The organism is Streptomyces sp. NPDC057271, from assembly GCF_042668715.1.
Classification (GTDB): domain Bacteria; phylum Actinomycetota; class Actinomycetes; order Streptomycetales; family Streptomycetaceae; genus Streptomyces.
In genome coordinates this window covers 1-21493 of sequence record NZ_JBHUYJ010000032.1, presented here as the reverse complement: position 1 = coordinate 21493, position 21493 = coordinate 1, and the positions used below count along the sequence as shown (strand labels likewise).

Below are 21493 nucleotides of genomic sequence, written 5' to 3'. Positions count from 1 at the left end.
GCCGTGAGCTGCCGGTGGTCGCTCTGACCATGTACCCCACGGTCGCCTCGCTCGCCGCCCACCTGTCGGGGCCCGGCGACGCGGGCACCGGCCCCGCGGCCGCGGACGCCGGGCAACGCAGGGCCCGCAGCAAGGAACGGATGCTCAGGCAGCGCAGCAGCCGGGCGCGTACCGCCACCAAGGAGAGCGAGTGATGGACCACCGCGACGAGTCCCGCACCCCGGGCGCCGATCAGGAGACGACCGGCGGCGAGATCGCCGTCATCGGGCTCTCCTGCCGGTTCCCCGGCGCCGCGGACGCCGACGAGTACTGGCGCAACCTGGCCTCGGGCGCCGAGTCCATCACGTCCTTCTCCCGCGAGGAGCTGGCGGCGATGGGCGTTCCCCAGGCGCAGCTCGACGACCCGGACTACGTACCCAAACAAGGGGTCCTGGAAGGCGCCGCCCTCTTCGACGCCGCGTTCTTCGGGTTCAACCCGAAGGAAGCGGCCCTGATGGACCCCCAGCACCGGGTGCTGCTCGAATGCGCCTGGACGGCACTGGAGGACGCGGGTTACGACCCCAAGTCCGTGCCGGGACCGGTCGGGGTCTACGCCGGTTCGTACTACGGCAGCTACCTCGCCCAGCTCGCCCAGGGAGCCGACCCGGCCGACGCCGCGGAGGAGTTCGCCCGCAACCTGGCCAACGAGAAGGACTACCTGGCGACCCGGATCGCCTACAAGCTGGGCCTGACCGGGCCCGCGCTGACCGTGCAGACCGCCTGCTCGACCTCGCTCGTCGCGGTCCACCTCGCCTGCCAGGCGCTGCTGAGCGGCGAGTGCGACACGGCGCTCGCCGGCGGCGCCACCGTCCGCGCCCGGCAGGCCGGCTATGTGTACCAGCCCGGCGGCATCTTCTCCTCCGACGGCCACTGCCGCCCCTTCGACGCCACGGCGCAGGGCACCGTCGCCTCCAACGGCGCGGGCGTCGTCGTCCTCAAGCGTCTGGAGGACGCCCTCGCCGACGGCGACCCCGTGCGCGCGGTCATCAAGGGATCCGCCGTCGGCAACGACGGCGCGGAGCGCGTCGGGTTCACCGCCCCCGGCGCGGCCGGCCAGGCCCGTGTCATCGCCGCGGCCTACGACGTGGCGGAGATCGCACCGTCCACGGTCGGCTACGTCGAGACGCACGGCAGCGGCACACCCGTCGGCGACCCCATCGAGATCGAGGCCCTCACCCGGGTCTTCGCGGGCGCAGGCGCCGCGCCCGGAAGCTGCGCGATCGGCGCGGTCAAGGGCAACATCGGCCACACCCACGTGGCCTCCGGCATCGCCGGCTTCATCAAGACCGTGCTCGCCCTGCAGCACCGGCAGATCCCGCCCAGCCTGCACTTCGAGAAGCCCAACCCGGACATCGACTTCGGCGCCACCCCCTTCTTCGTCAACACCCGGCTGCGGCCCTGGCACGACGACGGGCCGCGCCGGGCGGGCGTCAGCTCTTTCGGCATGGGCGGCACCGACGCCCACGTCGTCCTGGAGGAGGCGCCTCGCCGTACCGCCGGCGCCGAGCAGGACGGCTGGCAGCTTCTGCCGCTCTCGGCGCGCAGCGAGGCCGCGCTGGACGTCGCCACCGACCGTCTCGCCGAGCGCCTGGAGAACGCGGCCGACATCACGCTGCCGACCGCGGCGCACACCCTCCAGAGCGGCCGGCGGCACTTCGCCCACCGGCGGTTCCTGGTCGCCGAGGACACCGCGAGCGCCGTTTCGGCGCTGCGCACCCGGGACCCGCGCACCCTGCGCGGCGGGCAGCACGACGGCCCGCCGCCCTCGGTCGCCTTCCTCCTGCCCGGACTCGGCGAACAGCGCCCCGGCATGGGCCGCGAACTCTACGAGCGCGAACCGGTGTTCCGCGCCGCCATAGACCGCTGCGCCGAAGGATTCCGCCCGCACCTGGACCTCGATCTGCGCACCCTGCTGCACCCCGCGGACGCCCTCGGCTCCCCCGGCGCCGGCGCCCCCGACCTCCGCAGGCTGCTCGGCCGGAGCGCACCGGCCCCGTCGGACCGCACCACGCTGGACCGCACGCTCTACGCCCAGCCCGCCACCTTCGCCCTGGAGTACGCCCTCGGCGTGCTGTGGCAGTCGTGGGGGGTGCGGCCCGACGCGCTCATCGGATACAGCATCGGCGAGTACGCGGCGGCCTGTCTGGCCGGGGTGCTGTCACTCGACGACGCCCTGCTGCTCGTCGCCCGCAGGGCCCGTCTTATCGAGGAGCTGCCCGGCGGCGCCATGCTCGCCGTGCCGCTGCCCGAGGAGCAGGTGCGCGCGCTGCTCGGCGAGGGCCTGTCGCTGGCCGCCGTCAACGGGGCGCGGCTGTGCGTCGTGGCCGGCGAGGACGAGGCCATCGGCGCCCTGGCCGACCGGCTCGGCCGGGAGGACGTCGCCGTCCGCAGGCTGCGCACCACCCACGCCTTCCACTCGCACATGATGGATCCGATCGTCGACCGCTTCACGGAGCTGGTCGCGGGCATCACGCTCCACGCGCCGCGCATTCCGTACGTCTCGAACGTCACCGGCGACTGGATCACCCCGGAGCAGGCCACCGACCCCGCGTTCTGGGGCCGCCACCTGCGCCTCCCGGTGCGCTTCGGAGACGGCGCGGGCCGGCTGTGGAGCGACCCGAACCGGCTGTTCCTCGAGATCGGCCCCGGCCAGTCGCTCAGCAGCCTGGCCCTGCAGGCCCGGCCGGCGCCCACCGATCACGCCGCCGCGCCGCATGCGGGCGCGTACGCCTCGCTCCCCGGCGAGTACGACCGGCAGAGCGAAGCGGGCTTCCTGCTCACCACCGCCGGAAAGCTCTGGGCGTCCGGCGTGGACCTGGACTTCGCGGCGGTACGCGGTGCCGACCCCGGCCGGGTGTCGCTGCCCACATACCCCTTCGAGCGGCGCAGGCACTGGATCGAGCCGTCGACCGCCGGACGCCGGGCGCCTGCGGCCTCGCTGGCGAAGAAGGCCGACATCGCCGACTGGTTCACCGTGCCGGTGTGGGAACCGCTCGCCCCGCACCCGCGACAGCCCGGCACCGACCCGGACGGGCGGACGGCCGACTGGCTGCTCTTCCTCGACGACCAGGGCGTGGGAACGGCGCTCGCCGAGCGGCTCACCGCGGCCGGCCACCGCGTGACCGGGGTCCGGCCCGGTGCGGCCTGGCGGCGCGACGCCGAGGGAACGTACGAGATCGCGCCCGGCAGCGAGGACGATCACCAGCGGCTCATCGCGGATCTCGAGGAACACGGCCGGTTCCCCGCGCACATCGTCCACCTGTGGACGGTCGGGCCGCGCCACGCCCTCGACGACACGCTGGAGCGGGGCTTCTCCAGCCTGCTGCGGCTCAACCGCGCCGTCGTGGGTCACGGCGGGGGCACGCCCCTGGACATCGCCGTTGTCTCCAGCGACGCCCACGCCGTCCTCGGCGCCGAGGACCTGGCGCCGGAGAAGGCCACCACCGTCGGCCCCTGCCTGGTGCTGCCGCTGGAGCAGCCGGACACCGACTGTCGCGGAATCGACATCACCCTCCCCGGCGGCGCGCCCCGGCCGGACGACGTGGACGGCCTCCTCGCCGAACTGCTGCGCCCGTCCGGCGAACCGCTCACCGCACTACGCGGGCGGCGTCGCTGGACCCGGAGCCACCGTCCGGTCCGGCTGACCGCCGACAGCGGCGCCGCTGCGGGCGCAGCGGCCCGGCCCGGCGACGGCGCCTGGCTGATCACCGGCGGATTCGGCGGCATGGGTCTGGCACTCGCCCGGCATCTCGCCGAGCGCGGCGGTTCCCGGCTCGTCCTCGTCGGGCGCAGCCCGCTGCCGCCGCGCGACCAGTGGGAGCGCCTTACCGACGGGCACCCGGCCGCCGCCCGCGTCCGGGCCGTCCAGGAGCTGGAGTCGCTCGGGGCGGAAGTCCTGGCGGTCGCCGCGGACGTCACCGACGAGGCCCGGATGCGCGAGGCGGCCGACGAGGCGGTACGCCGCTTCGGGGCGGTGCGCGGGATCGTGCACGCCGCCGGTGTGCCGGCCGCGGGCCTGGCGCAGCTCAAGGACGTGGACGCGGCGCTGCGCGTCCTCGCCCCCAAGGTGCACGGCGCCCTCGTCGTCGACGCCCTCGCCCGCTCCCTGAACGTCGAGTTCACCGTGCTGTGCTCCTCCACCCTCGCGCTGACCGGCGGCTTCGGACAGGTCGACTACGTCGCCGCCAACGCCTTCCTCGACGCGCTGGCCCAGCACAACGACATCGCCGGCGGGCCCCGGACCGTCTCCGTCAACTGGGACGGCTGGCAGGACGTCGGCATGGCGGCCCGCATGATCGGGGCGCCGGCCGGACGCACCGGGCCGGTCGGCCACCCGCTCCTGGACACGTGTCTGAGCGACGACGAGCACCGGGCCGTCTACGAGGTCTCGCTCACCGTCACCGGCTCCTGGCTGATCGACGAGCACCGCATGGAGGGCAGCGCCGTCGTGCCGGGGACCGGGCACCTGGAGCTCGTCCGCGCCGCCTACGCGCACCAGTGCGGCGGTCCGGAGGCCGAACTCCGCAACGTCACCTTCCTGTCCCCGGTCGTCATCGGCGAGGACCAGCGCCGGGAGTTGCGGGTCATCCTGGACAAGGACGGCTCGGCGATGCGCTTCTCCGTAGTGAGCCGCCCGGAGAGCGGCGCGCGGCGCTCCGGCGACGGAGCCGACGAGGGCTGGCACGTGCATGTGACCGGCGAGGTCGGTCCGCTCCCGGACCCGGCGCCCGTGCCCGTACGCCATGACCTGGACGCCCTGATCTCCGCCGCAGGTATGCGGGATCTGGGGGCCGTCCGGCACAGCGGCCCCATGGGGTTCGGCCCGCGCTCGCACTGTCTGCGCCGGGTCCATCTCGGCGAGCGGGAGGCGCTCGCGGAGCTGGAGCTGCCGGCCGAGTTCGAAGGCGATCTGGAGCACATCGCCCTGCACCCCTCCCTGCTCGACCTGGCCGCCGGGTTCCACGGCATGAACCTCGCCAAGGAGTTCCGCATCCCGCTGTCGTACGGCCGGCTGACGCTGCTCGCGCCGCTGCCGCGGCGGATCTTCAGTCACCACCGGTTCCACGAGCGCGACGAAGCCGGCAAGGAGACCCTGACCTCGGACTTCACGCTCCTGGACGAGAGCGGCCGGGAAGTGGCCAGGATCGAGAACTTCATCCTGAAGAAGGTCGCCGACCTCAAGTCGCGGCTGGGCGCGCTCCGGGACGGCACCTCCGCCGAGGTGGCCCCGTACCGCTTCTCCTCCCCGGCGCGCCCGGCTCGGACGGCCGGCGAGGCGAGCGGCCTGCACGAGCACCTCGCGCAGGGCATCCGGCCGCACGAAGGCGTGGAGGCCCTCCTGAGGGTGATCGCCGCGGACCTGGGACCGAGGGTGGTCGTCGTCGCCAAGGACCTCGACGCGGTGATCGCGGACATCGCCGAGGGCCGCGCCCGCGCGGACGAGACGGCCGGCTCCGACACCGCCGAAGGCCCCGCCGGCCAGGCCGGCGCGGCCGGCCCGGGGCAGCACGAGCGGCCCCGGCTCACCACCGCCTACCAGGCCCCCGGCAACCCGGTCGAACAACGGCTGGCCGCCCTCTGGGCGGACCTGCTCGGGCTGCGTGAGGTCGGCGTCCACGACGACTTCTTCGAACTCGGGGGCCACTCGCTGCTCGGCGTGCAGCTCGTCGCGCGGATCAGGCGCCGGTTCGGCGTGGACCTCCCGCTCAGCGCCCTCTTCGAGGCGCTGACCGTGGCCGCACTGGCCGACGTGCTGCGGCCCCGACTCACCGAGAACCAGACAGTCCAGGCCCGCTGAGGCCGAACGAACAGGAGTGGAGCAGATGACGAAGAACATACGGACGGTCGGCGTCGTGGGCGCCGGAGTGATGGGCACGGGCCTCGCCCAGTCCCTGGCGCAGAGCGGCCACGACGTGATCCTCGTCGACCGCACCGAGGAGATCCTCGAACGCGCCGAGGGCGAGATCCACAAAGGCCTGCGCTTCGGGCGGCTGCTCGGCGCGCAGGGGCAGACCGATGACCGGCACGTGATCGCCAAGCGCATCGCGTACACCACCACGTACGAAGGCTTCGACGCCGCCGACTTCGTGATCGAGAACGTCACCGAGGACTGGGAGATCAAGCGCGGCGTCTACGAACGCATCGACGCCCTCTGCCGGCCGGACTGTGTCTTCGCCGCCAACACCTCGGTCATCCCGATTACCCGCATCGGCGCCGCGACCGGCCGCCCGGACCGCGTTCTCGGCATGCACTTCATGAACCCGGTGCCCATGAAGCCCATGGTGGAGGTGATCCGCGGTCACCACACCTCCGAGCAGACGCTCGACACCGCACGCCGACTGCTCACCCAGATGGGCAAGGAATGCGTGGTCGTCGAGGACTCCCCCGGCTTCGTCTCCAACCGGGTGCTCATGCTCACCGTCAACGAGGCGGTCTACCTCGTCCACGAAGGCGTCGCCACCGCGGAGGAGGTAGACCGCATCTTCAAGAGCTGCTTCGGACACAAGATGGGCCCGCTGGAGACCGCCGACCTGATCGGCCTCGACACCATCCTGCAGTCCGTCGAGGGCCTCTACACCGCCTTCAGCGACAGCAAGTACCGACCCTGCCCGCTGCTGATCCGCATGGTGGACGCCGGACTGCTGGGCCGCAAGAGCGGCCGGGGCTTCTTCGACTACACCACCGCGCTGTCCTCCTGACCGCTCACGAGAAACGGACTCCCACATGACCACACAGCACGTCACCACGGACCACAAGCCGGCGATCCACGGCTTCCTCGCTCAGTTCTTCGGCGAGCACCGGCTCGACGACGACGACGACATCTTCGCGACCGGATTCGTCAACTCCCTCTTCATCATGCAGCTGGTCCTCTTCGTCGAGGGCGAGTTCGGCTTCACCGTCGAGGACGAGGACCTGGAGATGGCGAACTTCAACACCGTGGCCGCCATCGACTCCTTCATCGCTCGCAAGCGCTCCGCCGCCGCGGGGAGCTGACCGCCCACCCGGTACGGAGACGACCACCATGGCCACACGAGTACATCTCACACCCCGACAGGCCGAGGCCCGCACGTCGTACGAGGCCTTCGCCCACGAGCACATCGCCCCCTACGCGGACGCCTGGGACCGGGACGCGGCGCTGCCGGCGGAGTTCTTCGCCACCATCGGCGGCGCCGGACTCCTGGCAGGCGCCGTGCCCGCCGAGTACGGCGGCGCGGCGCTGGACCCGATCGAGTTCGGACTGCTCAACGAGGAGACCGGACGCGCCTGCTCCTCGGTCCGCAGCCTGCTGACCGTCCACGGCATGGCCTGCCAGGCCATCGCCCGCTGGGGCTCGGCACGGCAGCGCGAACTCTGGCTGCCCCGCCTGGCGACCGGCGACGCGATCGGCGCCTTCGCGCTCACCGAGCCCACCGCGGGCAGCGATGTGCAGGCACTGGCGACCACGGCCCGCCGCGTCGAGAGCGGCTTCGTCCTCGACGGGGCGAAGCGGTGGATCACCTTCGGGCAACGTGCGGACGTCTTCCTGCTGTTCGCCCGCCTCGACGGCCGGCCGACCGCGTTCCTGGTGGAGCGGGACTCCCCGGGGCTCGGCATCACTCCCGTGCGCGGCATCCTCGGCACCCGCGCCTCCATGCTCGCCGAACTCGAACTCCGGGACTGCCGGGTCGGCGACGACGCCCTGCTGGGCCGGGCCGGGTTCGGCCTGAACGCCGTCGCCGCCGGCGCCCTGGAACTGGGTCGGTACAGCGTCGCCTGGGGGTGCGTGGGCCTGGCCCAGGCCTGCCTGGACGCCTCGCTCGCCTACGCCGACCAGCGTGAGCAGTTCGGCGTACGGCTGCGCGAGCACCAGCTCGTCCAGCGGATGCTCGCCGACATGGCCACCCACACCAGCGCCGCTCGGCTGCTGTGCCAGCAGGCGGGCTGGCTGCGCCAGGACGGCGACCAGCAGAGCCTGCACGCCACCTGGCTCGCCAAGTACTTCTCCGCGACCACGGCCTTCCGCAGCGCCTCCGACGCCGTGCAGGTCCACGGGGCGCACGGCTGCAGCGACGAGTACCCCGTCCAGCGTTATCTGCGGGACGCGAAGGTCATGGAGATCATTGAAGGCAGCACCCAGCTCCAGCAGACGACCATCGCCGCCACCGCCTACCACGGCCCCGCCGTCCCCCGCACGGGGAGCGCGACGGCTTCCGACACCCCGGCGGACGCCGGACGAAAGGTAACCGCATGACCGGCGACACCAGCGCACAGCGCCTCACGAAGACCGTGAAGTGCGTGGTGTGGGACCTCGACAACACTGTCTGGGACGGAGTGCTCCTGGAGGACGGCGACGGACGCCCGTTGCGCCCCGGCATCCGGGAAGCCATCGAGGAGCTCGACCGGCGGGGCATCCTGCAGTCCATAGCCAGCCGCAACGACCACGAGGCCGCGGCCGCCGAGCTCGAACGCCACGGGCTGCTCGACCACTTCCTCTATCCGCAGATCGGCTGGCACGCCAAGTCTGCCTCCGTGCGGGCCATCGCCAGCTCCCTCAACCTGGGCCTGGACGCCTTCGCCTTCGTCGACGACGACTCCTTCGAGCGGGCCGAGGTCGCGCACGAGATCCCCGAGGTCCTGTGCGTCGACGCCGCCGACGCGGCGGACCTGCCAGCCCGGGCGGAGTTCACCCCCCGGTTCGTCACCGACGACTCCGCCCGCCGCCGAGCCATGTACCGCGCCGACCAGGTACGCGCCGAGGTCGAGCGGGAGCACACCGGTCCCCAGGAGGACTTCCTCGCCACCCTGGGCATGACCTTCACGATCGCGCGCGCCGCCGAGGAGGACCTGCAGCGCGCCGAGGAACTCACCCTGCGCACCAACCAGCTCAACACCACCGGGTACACCTACTCCTACGAGGAGCTGGACGCCTTCCGCAGGTCGCCCGATCACGAGCTGCTCGTCGCCCGCCTCGAGGACCGGCACGGGCCCTACGGCACCATCGGCCTGGTCCTGCTGGAGCGTGGCCGCGACGCCTGGCGGATCAAGCTGCTCCTGATGTCCTGCCGGGTGATGTCCCGCGGCGTGGGCGGCGTGCTCATCACCTATCTGCGCCGGCGCGCCAAGGAGGCGGGCGCCCGGCTGCTCGCCGAGTTCCTGCCCAACGGCCGCAACCGCATGATGTTCGTGACGTACAAGTTCTCCGGTTTCCGGGAGATCGGCCGCGACGGCGACCTCGTCTCCCTGGAAGCTGACGTGGCGGACGTGCCGGAATTCCCGGGCTACCTGAAGGTCGCCGTGCCCGCCACCGTGGAGGGGGCGCCGTGACCGCGGCGGCGTACGGCGGCTGGCTGGTGTGCCCCCGGCCGCGACCGGATGCCCGGCTGCGTCTGCTCTGCTTCGCCTACGCCGGAGGCGGCAGCGCGGTCTTCGCCGACTGGGCCGCAGGGCTGCCGGACGACGTGGAGGTGAGCGCCGTCCGGCTGCCCGGCCGGGAGTCCCGGATCCTGCAGCGGCCCTACGACGATCTCGGCGACCTGCTGCCGGACCTGGGGGAGGCGATCTCGGACCACTTCCGCGAGCGGCCGTTCGTCATGTTCGGCCACAGCATGGGCGCCCTCATCGCGTTCGCGTACACCCGCTGGCTGCGCGACGCGGGGCGACGCGGCCCCGAGCACCTGGTGGTCTCCGGACGCCGCGCACCGCAGTTGCGCCACAACCGTCCTGTCATCCACGACCTTCCCGACGAGGCGTTCCTGGAGCAGCTCAGGGCGCTGGGCGGCACACCGGAGGAACTCCTCACCAACCCCCGGGTGATGCGCCTGGTCATGCCGGGGCTGAGGGCCGACTTCCAGCTCAACGACTCCTACCGGTACGAGCCGGCGCCCGTCCTCGACTGTCCGGTGACGGCCTTCGGCGGGCGAGCGGACCGGCACGTCGACATGGCGGGGCTGGCGGCGTGGGCGGCGCAGACCTCGGGACCGTTCCGACTGCGGATGATGGAAGGCGGGCACTTCTTCCTGCACTCCGCCAGGGAAGCCCTGCTGCTCGAACTGGGCACGGTGCTGCGCCGCACCCTGGGCAGCGCCGTCGCATGACGGAGCCGCAGGGGGAGTGGCGCCCGGCGCCCGCCCGGGTGCCGCCGGACGGGGACGGTGTGCACGTGTGGCGGCTGCACCTTGACGTGTCCCCGGACCGGCTGCGGCAGCTGGCCCCCCTGCTGGGCACGGACGAGACGGCACGGGCCCGCCGGTGCGCCCTGCCCCGGGAACGCGACCGGTTCGTCGCCGCCCGGGGCGCCGTACGCGCCGTGCTGTCGCGCTACACGGGGGTACCGGCCGAGCGCCTGACCTTCGACAGGTCCCGGCGTGGCCGCCCCCGTCTCAGCGGCGAGGCGGCCGAGGCGGGCGAGGGGCTCGACTTCAACCTCTCCCACTCGGGCGGCGCCGCACTGATCGCGGTCGCCCGGGGCGCCCGCGTGGGCGTCGACGTCGAGGAGATCGACCCTGCCCTCGACCACCGGGCCATGGCGCGGCGCTTCCTGAACGCCACCGAGGGGGAAATCATCGAAGCGCTGCCCGGGGATGCGGGGCGCCGGATGTTCTTCTCGCGGTGGACCCGCCGGGAGGCGTACGCGAAAATGACGGACGGTGCAATTCCCCGCACCCTCACCGTAGTTGCGCCGCACGTCCTATGGGACCTCGCCGTGGGTCCCGATGCGTGCGCCGCATTGATGACGGCTCGACCGGTGGGTACGCCCCAGTGCTGGACCTGGGACGCGTTCACCGACCGGGCCTAGTAAGCGAACGACAGCAGAAAGCGGATCACGATGCCTCACGTCACCACACTCTGGTGGTTCTTCACCGCCTCGCTCGTCCTGCTCCTGGTGCCCGGGCCCTCGGTCCTCTACGTGACGGGCCGGACCCTCGACCAGGGCTCCCGGGCCGGGCTGCTGTCCACCGTCGGCCTGGCCTGCGGCGACCTCGTGCAGGTGCTCGCCGCCGTCGTGGGTCTCTCGGCCCTGGTGGCCTCCTCCGAGCTCGCCTTCGAAGTGGTCAAGTACGTGGGCGCGGCCTATCTGCTGTGGCTCGGCGTCCAGCGACTGCGCACCCCCGCCGTCGCCCCGCTGCCCGAGGACGAGGAGAAGACCCGCGCCGGGGGAGGCCGCGTCCTCCTCGAAGGGCTGATCGTCAACGCCCTCAACCCCAAGAGCACTCTGTTCTTCCTCGCCTTCTTCCCCGCCTTCGTCGACAGCGAGCGCGGGCCGGTCTGGTCCCAGACCCTCGTGCTCGGGCTGATCTTCGTGGTGGTCGGCATGGCGACGAACGCCGCCTGGGGCCTGGTGAGCCTCCTGATCCGCGGCCGCGCCCAGCAGAGCAAGGGCTTCTTGCAGGTGCAGAGGTACGTCGGCGGCGGAGTCTTCCTCGCGCTCGCCGGCGCCGTGCTCGCCACCGGCAGCGCCGACGCCTGATCACACCGCCCCGCCCGCCAGCAAGCAGAGAGCGAGTCATGAACGCCATGCCGAGCCCGGCCCCGCGCCGAGCGACGACGCAGGACATGAAGGCGGAGCCCTCGGTGTCCACCGCATCCGCCGCCTCTTCGACGGCGCCCGCCGTGGACGGGAGACTCTCCGCCAACGAGAACCCCTTCCCGCCGCTTCCCGGCGTGCTGGAGAGCGCGGTGGCCGCCGCGGCGAGCCTCAATCGCTACCCGGACATGGCCTGCCACCGCCTGACGGAGGAACTCGCCGGATCTCTCGGCGTGCCGGCGGAGCACATTGCCACCGGCACCGGCTCGGTGGGCGTGACCCAACAGCTCCTGCAGGCCACCACGGGTCCGGGGTCCGAAGTGCTCTTCGCCTGGCGCTCGTTCGAGGCGTATCCGCAGCTCACGGAGACCGTAGGCGCACGATCGGTGCGGGTGCCCCTCGTGAAGGGCGACGTGCATGACCTCACCGCGATGCTGGACGCCATCACCGACCGCACCCGCACGATCTTCATCTGCAACCCCAACAACCCCACCGGCACGGTGGTCCGCCGGGCGGAGCTGAACCACTTCCTCGACCGGTGCCCACCCGAGACGCTGGTGGTGCTGGACGAGGCGTACCGCGAGTTCGTCCACGACGACGAGGTACCCGACGGCATCGAGCTGTACCGGGACCGCCCTAACGTCTGCGTCCTGCGCACCTTCTCCAAGGCGTACGGCCTTGCGGGGCTGCGGGTCGGCTACGCAGTGGCCCATGAACCGGTGGCCGCCGCCCTGCGGAGGACGGCGGTGCCCTTCGGGGTCACGCAGTTCGCCCAGGACGCGGCGGTGGAGTCACTGCGCCGCGCGGACGAGATGCGCGAGCGCGTCGGACACCTCGTCGCCGAACGCGCCCGCGTGCACGCCGCGCTCACCGAGCAGGGCTGGGGCGTCCCTGAGTCACACGCCAATTTCCTCTGGCTCCGGTCCGGTCGGCACACCGCCGAACTTGCCGCGGCTTGTGAGCGGGAGGGCATCCACGTCCGTGCCTTCCCCGACGAGGGCGTCCGCGTGAGCATCGGTACCCCCGCCACGAACGACGCCTTCCTCCACGCCGCCGAATCGCACCGTAAGCTTCTGCGCAACCGGCCCGCCTGACCCCGAGCCGCACGAGCGCCCGGCCCTGCAACGGAGAACGTCTGGCGACGCGAGGCGTGCGGCCTCGGAGTCCTGCCAGATCAAGGTGCCGTTCAGCGTTGACCTTCGCCCACTTCTCGGTCCGCTCGGCCCACTTCGGACAGCCCTCGCGGCGGCGGGGCGCGCGGCGCGGCGCTCATCGGCGCCAGCTCGCCGACGATGTGGACAGCGTCTTCGCGTTCGGCAACGAGGTTCTGCCGGGCGTGGACGTCACCCAGGAGCTGATCGGCCTCCTCATGCGCCCGCTCGCGGATCCGCCCCGCCTTCGAGAGGGCGCCAGCCGCTCTCCGCTCGCATGGAACATGCGCTCGGTGCCGTTGAGCCGACGCATGGATCGAGCAGATCGTCGATCTCGGCGCACAGTGGGGCCAATACGAGTATGTCATTGAGCGGGCTGAGCATGTCCGCGAGGTCCTGACGGGCTGTCGCTCAGGCAGTCCGGGGCTCACACGCGAAGAAGAGCCCGCACCGAGTACGCGAATGGCGAGCCTGCCGAGGCCAAGTACGCGGCGAAGGCCCGGGAACTTGGGGTGTCGGTTCGCACCGGCAAGCAGTGGGTCGCTGATCTCCGGCGTCATGGTGAAGCCGGGCTTGTCCCGAAGCGCGGCCAGCCCAGGCCGACGCAGCCGCCGGGCGACGAGCGGTGGGCGGAGACGGCTCTGGAGGTGATGGCCGAGCACACCGACCAGTCGCGACCCTCGCGGACGCTGGTGATTGAGCGGACGGGGCCCGGGTGATCGCGCGGTTCGGGCCAGGGGAGGTGCCGCAGCCGAGTCGGGCGACGTTTCGGATCCTGGAAGACCTGGAGCGGAGGCATCCGGGGGGAGCGCCATGCTAGCCCCCGCCCGGGGCGCGGCCGACCTGAGCGACCCGGCTATCGGTCGAGGGCGGTGATCCCGGCTTCGAGGGCCTTTTGCGTGCCCAGTGCGATGCTGCCGGGTGCGCCGATGCGGGCCAGGGCGTCCCACTGCGCGGGGGTGACCATCGCGTGGACATGGGTGTCCTCCAGCGGGCCGACGGAGCCGTCGGGACGCTGGCCGAACTCGGTGGTGCGCCCGGTCCACAGCTCGGTGAGCTGTTCGAGCGTGCGCCGGTGCCATTCCTCGGGCAGGGGACCGTACTGTTCGGCGGCTGCCTGGGCGATCACGTGTGCGGCGGCGCCGGAGGGCAGGGCACCCAGTTCGCGGACGATGAGGGCGAGGCGCTTGGCGAGGCCGTCGAGGGTGGCCGCGTACGCGCCGCTGCCGCTGCACAGCGCCTCGTGCACCTCCCGGTGCATCTCGTCGCTGATGCTCTCGGCCGCGACCTCCTCGACGGGCCGCTGCTGGATCTCGGCCGTGCGGCGCAGGCGCCTGGCGCTCTGGCCGGTCAGGCGGACGGTCACGGTCAGCTCGGCGTGCTCGCCCGCGGCGTCGTCGGCGGGGCGTGGTGCGGGGGTGTCCATGGGCGCTGACCGTAGTACCCGGCCGCCCGCGAGCACAGCGCCTTCGACCCGTGCAGCGGGCTCGACGTGCTCGGTGGTCACTGTCACTGCGCCGGGATCGGGCACGCTGGGTGGGGCGGTGGTCTCCGGCTGGGGGCTTGGGAGGAGTCGGTCGAGCCAGGCGCGGGCGGCCCGTGCGGCGCGGCGGATCACCTGCTCGTCGGCTCCGACGCGGGTGTGTACCCCGATGGTCCGGTTGATGCGGGCGTTGACGTCGCGGTGTGTGGCGCCGGTGGCCGCGACGAGCTGGCTCACCATCGCGGTCAGCCGCATGCGCGGCTCGGGCCCGGTGTCGATCTCATCGTCCCAGACCGCGTCCGGCTCCTGGTCGGTCTCCGATTCGAACGCCGCGCATCGGCCGCAGTAGTCGAGGATGCGGTCGACTTCGGCCTTGCCGCAGGCTACGCACCCGTAGCTGTCGCAGGTCGCGCACAGGCTGGAGGCGCTGTCGGCGTCGCGGCCCCAGGCGCGTTCCTGGGAGACGCACTGACCGGTGCACGGCCGTGGGACATAGCGCGCCACGGCCGGGGCCGGCTGCAGCTGCTCGCCCTGTTCGTCGCGCGCGGCCACCTCCGCTGCCCGGTGGCGGACCACTCGGCGTTCGCCCGGGCGCGGGCTTCCTGGCACGCGGCCCATTCCGGCGGCGTGAGGTGGCTGGCGCACGCCACCACGGGGGCGGGGAGATCGTCGTAGCGGGGCCACTCGGCGGCCTCGCGTCGGCATAGGCGCCGCGTCGACTTGGCCCGGCGGGTACACGTCGGCATCCCGCACCTCCCGTCTGATCACGCGGCCGGGCACCAGCGCGGTGTCCAGCGGTTCCTTTGCCTGCGGCAGCATAGAAACCGGGCCTGACAACTCCTTCCGGAATCAGGAAAGTTCGCTGGCCTGATTGCAGCGACCGGGTGCACCGCCCAAGGGGCGGGGAGGGAAGAACCGGCAGCGCGCAGGTCCGAGGCGCCGCCTTGTACGGCCTGTCCTGAATTCGGCCGGAACCGGCTACCGAACGTATGACTGTATTGACGGTTGGTCATCAGCTGGTCCAGCCTCTGGGGCTGCGGTACATGAAGCCGCGCTTCCCAGAGAGGAACCCCTTGGCCATGGAGCCGACAAAGGAGCAGCAGGCTGCCCGTGAGGTGTTCGCCTCCGGCCGGGACCTGGCCCTGGTCGCAGGCGCCGGGACGGGCAAGACGTCCACGCTGATCCTGATGGGCGCCGCGACCCGCAAACGCGGGCTGTACGTGGCGTTCAACCGGGCGATCGCCGATGACGCCCGCGGACGGTTCGGGCCGAATGTGGAGTGCCGTACCGCGCACTCCCTGGCCTTCCGTGCCGTCGGCCACCACTACCGTGAGCGTCTGGACGCCTCGGCGAGGATCCCCGCCAAGCACACCGCCCGCCTGCTCGGCATCACCCGTGACCTTGACGTGGGCTCCCGCCAGATCAAGGTCACTCACGCCGCGCGCCTGGTGATGGGCATGGTCCGCAAGTTCTGCTACACCACCGACCGGCAGGTCATGGCCCGCCACATGGAGCCGGTCAACGGCCTCGACGGCCCCGGCCAGGACTATCTCGCCCGCACCCTGCTGCCCTACGCGCACTGTGCGTGGCAGGACATCTGCTCGCCCGCGGGCCGACTGCGGTTCGAGCACGACCACTACATGAAGCTGTGGGCGATGACCTCCCCGCAGCTCGGGGCAGACTTCGTCCTGCTGGACGAGGCCCAGGACACCAACCCCGTCCTGGAGGAGGTCTTCCTCGCCCAGGACGCGCAGCGGGTGTGCGTCGGGGACCCGGCCCAGCAGATCTACGGCTGGCGCAACGCGCGCGATGTGATGACCGGCTTCCCGGCCGAGCAGCTGCGCCTGACCCAGTCCTTCCGCTTCGGCCCGGCCATCGCCGAGGTGGCCAACCGGTGGCTGGGGCACGCCGAGTCGGAGATGCAGCTGACCGGCCACGGCCCTGGCTCCCGCGTGGGTGAGGCGGCGCAGCCCGAGGCGGTGCTGTGCCGGGGCAACGTGGACGCGATGAGCGAAGTCCTGTCCTACCTGGAGCTCGGCATCCCGGTGGCGCTGACCGGCGGGGGCAGCGCGCTGCAGCGCATCGCCAAGGCCGCACTCGAGCTCAAAGCCGGGCAGCGCACCAGCCACCCGGAGCTGTTCTTGTTCTCCTCCTGGGGCGAGGTGCAGGAGTACGCCGAGCAGGACAAGGCCGGCCAGGACCTCAAAGCGATCGTGCAGCTGGTCGACACCTACGGCCCCGACCAGATCATCGCCGCGGTGGACCGCCTCTCCCCGGAGGAGAAGGCGCAGGTCACCGTCTCCACCGCGCACAAGGCCAAGGGGCGGGAGTGGCCATCGGTACGCATCGGCAAGGGCTTCATGGCCCCGTCGGTGGACGACCTGGGTCTGCAGCGCGCGCTGAACGCGAGCGAGGCCCGCCTGATCTACGTCGCGGTCACCCGCGCCCGCCACCAGTTGGACACCGAGGGCATCGCCTGGATCGACGCGTACGAAAAGACCATGGCCGACGCCGGCCGGGACGGCACGGTGGCCGGCCGGCCGATGATCGAGCTCAGTCTGACCGGGCAGCTGAAGTACGACTCCTCACCGATCTCGCAGTTCATGGCCGCCCACCTCCCGTACAGCCAGAACCTGGTGGGCGACTATCAGGCGCGCATCGTCGGCCTTCCTCACCCGGTGCAGCCGATCGACGTTCAGTACCCGAACTGGCCGGCCCTCGGGCACGCCATCGACTACCGCCTCCGCCTCAGCCTCGGCGGGCGGCTCGGACCGGCCGTCGTCGCCGGTGTCATGCTCCTTGACGAGACCGGACCGCTGCGCGGAGCACCGGCGCGAGGGGCCCGCAAGGCCCTGCACACGGCGGGCCGGGAACTGCTGGCCACCGTCGACACTTACCTCGCCGACCCCGACAGCCTAAACGAGAACATGCTCAGCCAGCTGTGCTTCGTTGCCGGCTTCTTCGAGGACATCGCCCGCACCGGCGAGATCCGCCGCTTCAGCATGCTCAGCACCGCCACCCCCGCCACGACCCTGGACGACCTCACCACGGCCGTCCCTGAGTACGTCGTCACCGACATCGACCAACAGACGCGGCTCGCCGAGGGCCCGTTCGCCGCCTTCCGGGCCCTACCGCAAAGGGCCCGCGTGTGCGGTCCGGTCTTCGCCGGCAGCGGCGACATCGGCGGCGCCGACGCCGACTACATCCTCGACGGCCTGCTGCTGGACTGCAAAGCCACCAAGGACCCCCGCCGCCTGGGCCGCGAGGAGATCTACCAGCTCGCCGGATACCTCCTGCTCGACTACGACGACCAGTTCGGCATCGACCAGGTCGGCCTGTACCTCTCCCGCCAGGGCGGCCTGATCACCTGGGACGCCGCCGGCTTCCTGCGCCGGCTCGGCGCGGGTGCGCCTCTGCCGCAACTGCGCGCACAGCTGCGCCGGCACCTGCACGAGGCAGCCCGCCGCTGAGATCCACGGCGGGCTGCTCCGGCACCCGGTCACGTGGGCGAGCCTGGTACCAGTTGAAAGGCTGGCTGGAGGCCGCTGATGGCGTCGGCCGTCCGGGTGTGGCGACGGGTGCTGGCCGCCCTGGGCTCTTGTGCGAAAGCGCAGGGCACAGGGGGGTCAGTTGTCGCGGCGCGGGGCGTGGTCGAAGAACCGGTTGTCGGTGTTGATGCGGATTTCTCGCACGCCGGGATAGGGGCGGGGGAGGGGGTCGTTGGTGGCGGCGATGATCTGGCAGGCGTAGCCGTCGGGAGAGGGGGCGTCGGCGATGTCGATGAGCGTGTCGATCAGGCGCAGGCCGGTGTCGTGGTCCAGGCCCTGTGCTCCGAGGCCGGCCAGCGGCGAGTCGATGACCATCAGCGGCGGCACCCGGACGCCGCGGTCGACGCGGCCGAGATCGCGCAGTGCCAGCAGCAGCGCGACGTTGGTCGCCACCTTGGGGCTGCCGGCGACCGAGCTCTCGGCGAAGGTCTTGTCGACTGTGTGCCGTTCCTTGACGCGGGTGGTGAAGTCGACGGGGTCGATGTGGGCGGTCTCGACGTCGGGGTTGATCTGCTTCAGCCGGGCAAGGAAGAACTCCGACCAGCGGCCGGTGACTTCCTTGCGGCGCACTTCGTGGGCGGTGACCGCGGCGTCCCGGGCGGCCTGCGCCGCGTCCATCTGTTCCTTGGCCGCCTGGATGACCTGCTCCTGGGCGCTGATGTAGTCGGCCGACTCCAGGCGCTCCTTGAGCTGGGCGACGTCGCGGCTCAGGCCGTGGGCCTCCTTCTCGGCCTGTTGCGCGGCCTTGCGGGCGGGCTGGAGATGGCCCTCGTCGTAGGCGTCGCGGGCAGCGAGCGCGGCCGCGGCCGCCGTATCCGCCTCGGCAGCCTGGACGACGGCGGCAGCCGACGCCTCCTGAAGGCCCCGCAGCCTGAACAGGAGCCGGTCCACCTTCGCACGGGCTGCGGCGATCTGCCGCTCGCGCCGGTCTTCCAAGCCGTCGTGTGGCTGACCGCATTGGCGGCACAGACCCGGCTCCCGGTCGGGGAGCGGCTGTCCGCAGCAGGTGCAGTCCTGCGGCGCGGGCGCCAGCAGGGCGGCGAGTTCACCTTCGGCGCGCGCGTGCTCGGCGATGGCGCCGTTCACCTTGGCCTGGGCGGCGACAGCCTGCTTCGCACTCTTCCTGCGCTGGGCTTCGGCCGCCTGGTGCAGGGCGACGAGCCGCCCGCGCTCCCCGACGGCGACCTCCAGCGCCGCATCGGCCTCCTGCCACCGCTGCGCCGCCGCGCGGTGCTCGCGCTGCTTCTGCTCGTACGCGGCGCGGACGCTGGCCGGATCGGCCAGAGCACCGCTGTCCCGCAGCTTCTTGAACGCCGCCAGAGCGGACCGCACCGCCCGGTACCGGGACGCTGCTTCCGAAGCGTTCTTCTCCAGCCCGGCAAGGTCCTCGTTCCACAGGCCCAGGAGCACCTCCAGGGCAAGGACCCTCGCCTCGTCCTTCCCTGCGCCGAGGAACTCCGAGGCGATCGTGTTCTGCCGCAGCGCCATGACGGTGCTGCAGAAGTCGTCCAGCCCGACACGCGTAGCCCCGCGGGCCGCTTGGGGCAGGCCGAGCAGTTCCTGGACGAAGGCGCCGGCGGTCATCTCCCCGGCCTTCGCGCTCGTGACCGGCAGCAGATGCTCGGTCTCGCCGGTGTCGCCGAGGTTCTTCAAGGACACCCGTGCCCGCGGGTTCGACCCGCTGCGGGTGGCCTGCCAGCGGGTTCCGGCAACCCGGAAGACCAGCCGGACCTGCCGGCAGCCGCGGACCTCCGGCATGACGGTTGCCGTAAGAAGGCCCAGCGGGTAGAGCAGCGCTTCCAGCGCGGTGGACTTTCCGGCCTTGGAGTGGCCCAAGAGGAAGGTCACCAGGCCCCTGAAGTAGCGGGCGTACCAGACGGCGCCCCGCTGGAACTCGAGCCGCTCGATCACAAACGACGGGCCCACTGGGCCTCCTTGGCATCAGATGTGTTGGTCCACACCGGAAACGACCCTCAGCCGTATGGGTGACGGCCCCGGAGCGCACCGGGCCGGCTCCCTGCCACGTGGCCATCGGCCACCGGGACGACTCAGCGGTGGTGCGGATCGCCTAGAAGTGGGGCTGGCCGGCCGGGACCGGCTGGATGGATCTCCAGGCTGTCATCGGCGTTGATGCCGCTGCTCCGTGCGCGCACCCGGGGGTGGCGGTACGCAAGGCCGCTGGCGCGGTGGGCGGGGCGTGTCACAGCAGCCCTGACAGCGGCAGGACACGCTCGGTGAGCTGTCCGCGTAGCCGTCCCCCAGCGGTGTCGGCTTCGGTGAGCCAGTCGGTGGCGACCAGCAGTTTGGTGTGCTCGCCAACCGGATCGGGGGTCAGGGCGGTGAACTCGGCGACCTGGTCCAGATGCAGCCCGCCGTCCTCGGAGCGGGCGTGGGCGGCGGTGTACAGGGCTAGGAGCCGGGCGGTGGCACCCAGTTTCTTCTTGCGGAGCTTCCGGTCGCCCACGACTTTCTGGGCCAAGCCGGAGATCCTCGCGCGGGTGGTCTTGCCGAAGCCGAACGGGCGGGGCCGCTCGGGCAGCAGGGTGGGGACTGTGATGGCGGTGGGGTCCTCGGACCGGGAAGCCATCACCTCGGCAACGGTGCCGGGCAGACGCAGCCACCCGTCCGCGACCAGCTGCTGAAGTACCCGCTCGGCATCGTCCTGGAGCCCGCCGGTGAGGTCCTGGCCCGTGATGTTCCCGGCGCCGGCGCGCGCGGCCCGCAGGGTGAGCATGAGCACCGCCAGGCGCCTTCGGCCTCCGGGCGAGGGGCGTGGGCGGCTGCGTAGTCCAGCACCGTGCGGGCGTGCACGGGACACGGGCGGGGCGGTGTCCAGGACACGGCAGTCGGGGGCGGCGGCCGCGCATCGCGCGCACATCTTCCCGATCCGCCACAGCCTTCCGGCACGGTCCGCGTACACCATCAGGACCACTGGGCCGCCGCACCGCACTCGCCGACGGGTTCGCCCCGCCCGAAGTGAGCTGGCCTTTGAAGCTCCGCCCCCTACTAGAAGATCTACCGTTGTGTGGCGTGTTCGCCGTTTTGCGGCCGCTGTGCCACAGGGCGCGCGACGATGAACTGTGATGCCGGGAAATGAGCCTGCTGAAGGAGGCAGTGGAAAGAATGGCGACCGGCGCTGACCACGTACACAGTGCGGCCACGGTCCGCCGTCGGCAGCGGGAGTTCGTGCCGCCGTCCGAGTTGTACCCGGTTGGGGCCAGGGTTGACACTGCCCTGGTGGACCAGCTGTTCTATGCGACGGTGGACGAATGCCCTGACCCCCGCTGCCGTCCGCTGCTCCTTGACCGCGTTGCCGACGATGTGTGGTCGACACGCAAACTGGTCGACTGGGCATGCTTCATCACGTCGGAGACGTACTGCGGGCTTCCCGCGGAGCTCGTGGACGAACAAGCGTCGGCGGATACCGTTTTCCGTCCCTCGGCCACCTTCCGCCGACTCGCCGCGGAGTACCACAACTCAAAGGCGATCAACGCCATTTACGACGCGTGCACAGCCGCACAGCTGCGGGAAGCGGCGGACACCGCCGTTGTGAGTGGGCGTTGGGGTGGCAGCGGGTGGGCGTCAGCGGGATCGTGACGTGGATGTCCTGGTAGTGGGTGTGGGGCGGGGGTTGTGGTTGCTGTCATGGGGTGACCAAGCGGATGTTGTGGTGTGGCTAGTGCCGCATCAGGCAACGTTCGCCCTGTCGACGACGGCGCGTAGGTGCCGGTCGTCGGCGTGGCGGTTTCGCCAGATGATGTAGCGGCGG

17 protein-coding genes and 1 pseudogene are annotated in these 21493 nt (G+C 71.9%); 14 read left to right on the top strand and 4 right to left on the bottom strand.

Features of this window, described 5'->3' with window-relative positions:
* From ACFUJR_RS17195 to ACFUJR_RS17140, 12 genes are all read left to right on the top strand, one after another.
* Positions 1-194 (top strand): hypothetical protein (locus tag ACFUJR_RS17195; protein ID WP_383450505.1); only part of this gene is annotated, 194 nt, incomplete at its 5' end.
* Complete coding sequence (locus ACFUJR_RS17190) at positions 194-5836, top strand: SDR family NAD(P)-dependent oxidoreductase (RefSeq protein ID WP_383170225.1); 5643 nt, start codon at positions 194-196, stop codon at positions 5834-5836. The genes ACFUJR_RS17195 and ACFUJR_RS17190, both read left to right, overlap by 1 nt.
* 25 nt (positions 5837-5861) lie before the next feature.
* Positions 5862-6737, top strand: coding sequence for a 3-hydroxyacyl-CoA dehydrogenase family protein (locus ACFUJR_RS17185; RefSeq protein ID WP_383170223.1), 876 nt, complete (start codon positions 5862-5864; stop codon positions 6735-6737).
* Positions 6738-6762: 25 nt separating this feature from the next.
* Complete coding sequence (locus ACFUJR_RS17180; RefSeq protein ID WP_383170222.1) at positions 6763-7032, top strand: acyl carrier protein; 270 nt, start codon at positions 6763-6765, stop codon at positions 7030-7032.
* 28 nt (positions 7033-7060) lie between these two features.
* Entirely contained in the window at positions 7061-8269 is a 1209-nt protein-coding gene (locus ACFUJR_RS17175) for an acyl-CoA dehydrogenase family protein (RefSeq protein WP_383170220.1), read from the top strand.
* On the top strand, positions 8266-9342 hold the full coding sequence (locus ACFUJR_RS17170) for an HAD-IIIC family phosphatase (protein ID WP_383170218.1): 1077 nt from the start codon (positions 8266-8268) through the stop codon (positions 9340-9342). Before ACFUJR_RS17175 ends, ACFUJR_RS17170 begins: the two co-directional genes overlap by 4 nt.
* A complete protein-coding gene (locus ACFUJR_RS17165) occupies positions 9339-10112 on the top strand; it encodes a thioesterase II family protein (RefSeq protein ID WP_383170216.1) in 774 nt (257 codons plus the stop codon). The genes ACFUJR_RS17170 and ACFUJR_RS17165 overlap by 4 nt, the downstream gene beginning before the upstream one ends.
* Entirely contained in the window at positions 10109-10813 is a 705-nt protein-coding gene (locus ACFUJR_RS17160; RefSeq protein ID WP_383170214.1) for a 4'-phosphopantetheinyl transferase family protein, read from the top strand. Before ACFUJR_RS17165 ends, ACFUJR_RS17160 begins: the two co-directional genes overlap by 4 nt.
* A gap of 30 nt (positions 10814-10843) precedes the next feature.
* Positions 10844-11485 (top strand): LysE family translocator, encoded by a 642-nt coding sequence (locus ACFUJR_RS17155; RefSeq protein ID WP_383170212.1) that lies wholly within the window; start codon positions 10844-10846, stop codon positions 11483-11485.
* Positions 11486-11571: 86 nt separating this feature from the next.
* The gene (gene hisC, locus ACFUJR_RS17150) at positions 11572-12636 is read left to right on the top strand and encodes a histidinol-phosphate transaminase (RefSeq protein WP_383170267.1); all 1065 of its coding nucleotides are present in this window, start codon (positions 11572-11574) and stop codon (positions 12634-12636) included.
* A gap of 98 nt (positions 12637-12734) precedes the next feature.
* Positions 12735-13064 carry a hypothetical protein gene (locus tag ACFUJR_RS17145; protein WP_383170210.1) on the top strand — a complete coding sequence of 110 codons (330 nt, stop codon included), beginning with the start codon at positions 12735-12737 and terminating at the stop codon, positions 13062-13064.
* A gap of 141 nt (positions 13065-13205) precedes the next feature.
* Positions 13206-13412, top strand: coding sequence for a helix-turn-helix domain-containing protein (locus ACFUJR_RS17140; protein WP_383170208.1), 207 nt, complete (start codon positions 13206-13208; stop codon positions 13410-13412).
* Positions 13413-13549: 137 nt separating this feature from the next.
* Here the strand turns inward: ACFUJR_RS17140 and ACFUJR_RS17135 are convergent, their stop codons facing one another.
* Entirely contained in the window at positions 13550-14785 is a 1236-nt protein-coding gene (locus ACFUJR_RS17135) for a hypothetical protein (protein ID WP_383450502.1), read from the bottom strand.
* Positions 14786-15255: 470 nt separating this feature from the next.
* Between ACFUJR_RS17135 and ACFUJR_RS17130 the strand changes: the two genes are divergently transcribed.
* A complete protein-coding gene (locus tag ACFUJR_RS17130; RefSeq protein ID WP_383170205.1) occupies positions 15256-17646 on the top strand; it encodes a UvrD-helicase domain-containing protein in 2391 nt (796 codons plus the stop codon).
* Between the two features lie 156 nt (positions 17647-17802).
* Here the strand turns inward: ACFUJR_RS17130 and ACFUJR_RS17125 are convergent, their stop codons facing one another.
* Together ACFUJR_RS17125 and ACFUJR_RS17120 are read right to left on the bottom strand one after the other, a co-directional pair.
* A complete protein-coding gene (locus ACFUJR_RS17125) occupies positions 17803-19650 on the bottom strand; it encodes a hypothetical protein (RefSeq protein WP_383450499.1) in 1848 nt (615 codons plus the stop codon).
* A gap of 274 nt (positions 19651-19924) precedes the next feature.
* On the bottom strand, positions 19925-20464 hold the full coding sequence (locus ACFUJR_RS17120; RefSeq protein ID WP_383181645.1) for a hypothetical protein: 540 nt from the start codon (positions 20462-20464) through the stop codon (positions 19925-19927).
* A gap of 497 nt (positions 20465-20961) precedes the next feature.
* Here ACFUJR_RS17120 and ACFUJR_RS17115 point away from each other — a divergent pair, with 497 nt between their 5' ends.
* The gene (locus tag ACFUJR_RS17115; RefSeq protein ID WP_383181648.1) at positions 20962-21321 is read left to right on the top strand and encodes a hypothetical protein; all 360 of its coding nucleotides are present in this window, start codon (positions 20962-20964) and stop codon (positions 21319-21321) included.
* Between the two features lie 90 nt (positions 21322-21411).
* Here the strand turns inward: ACFUJR_RS17115 and ACFUJR_RS17110 are convergent.
* Positions 21412-21493: pseudogene (locus ACFUJR_RS17110) on the bottom strand (transposase); the annotation flags it as partial.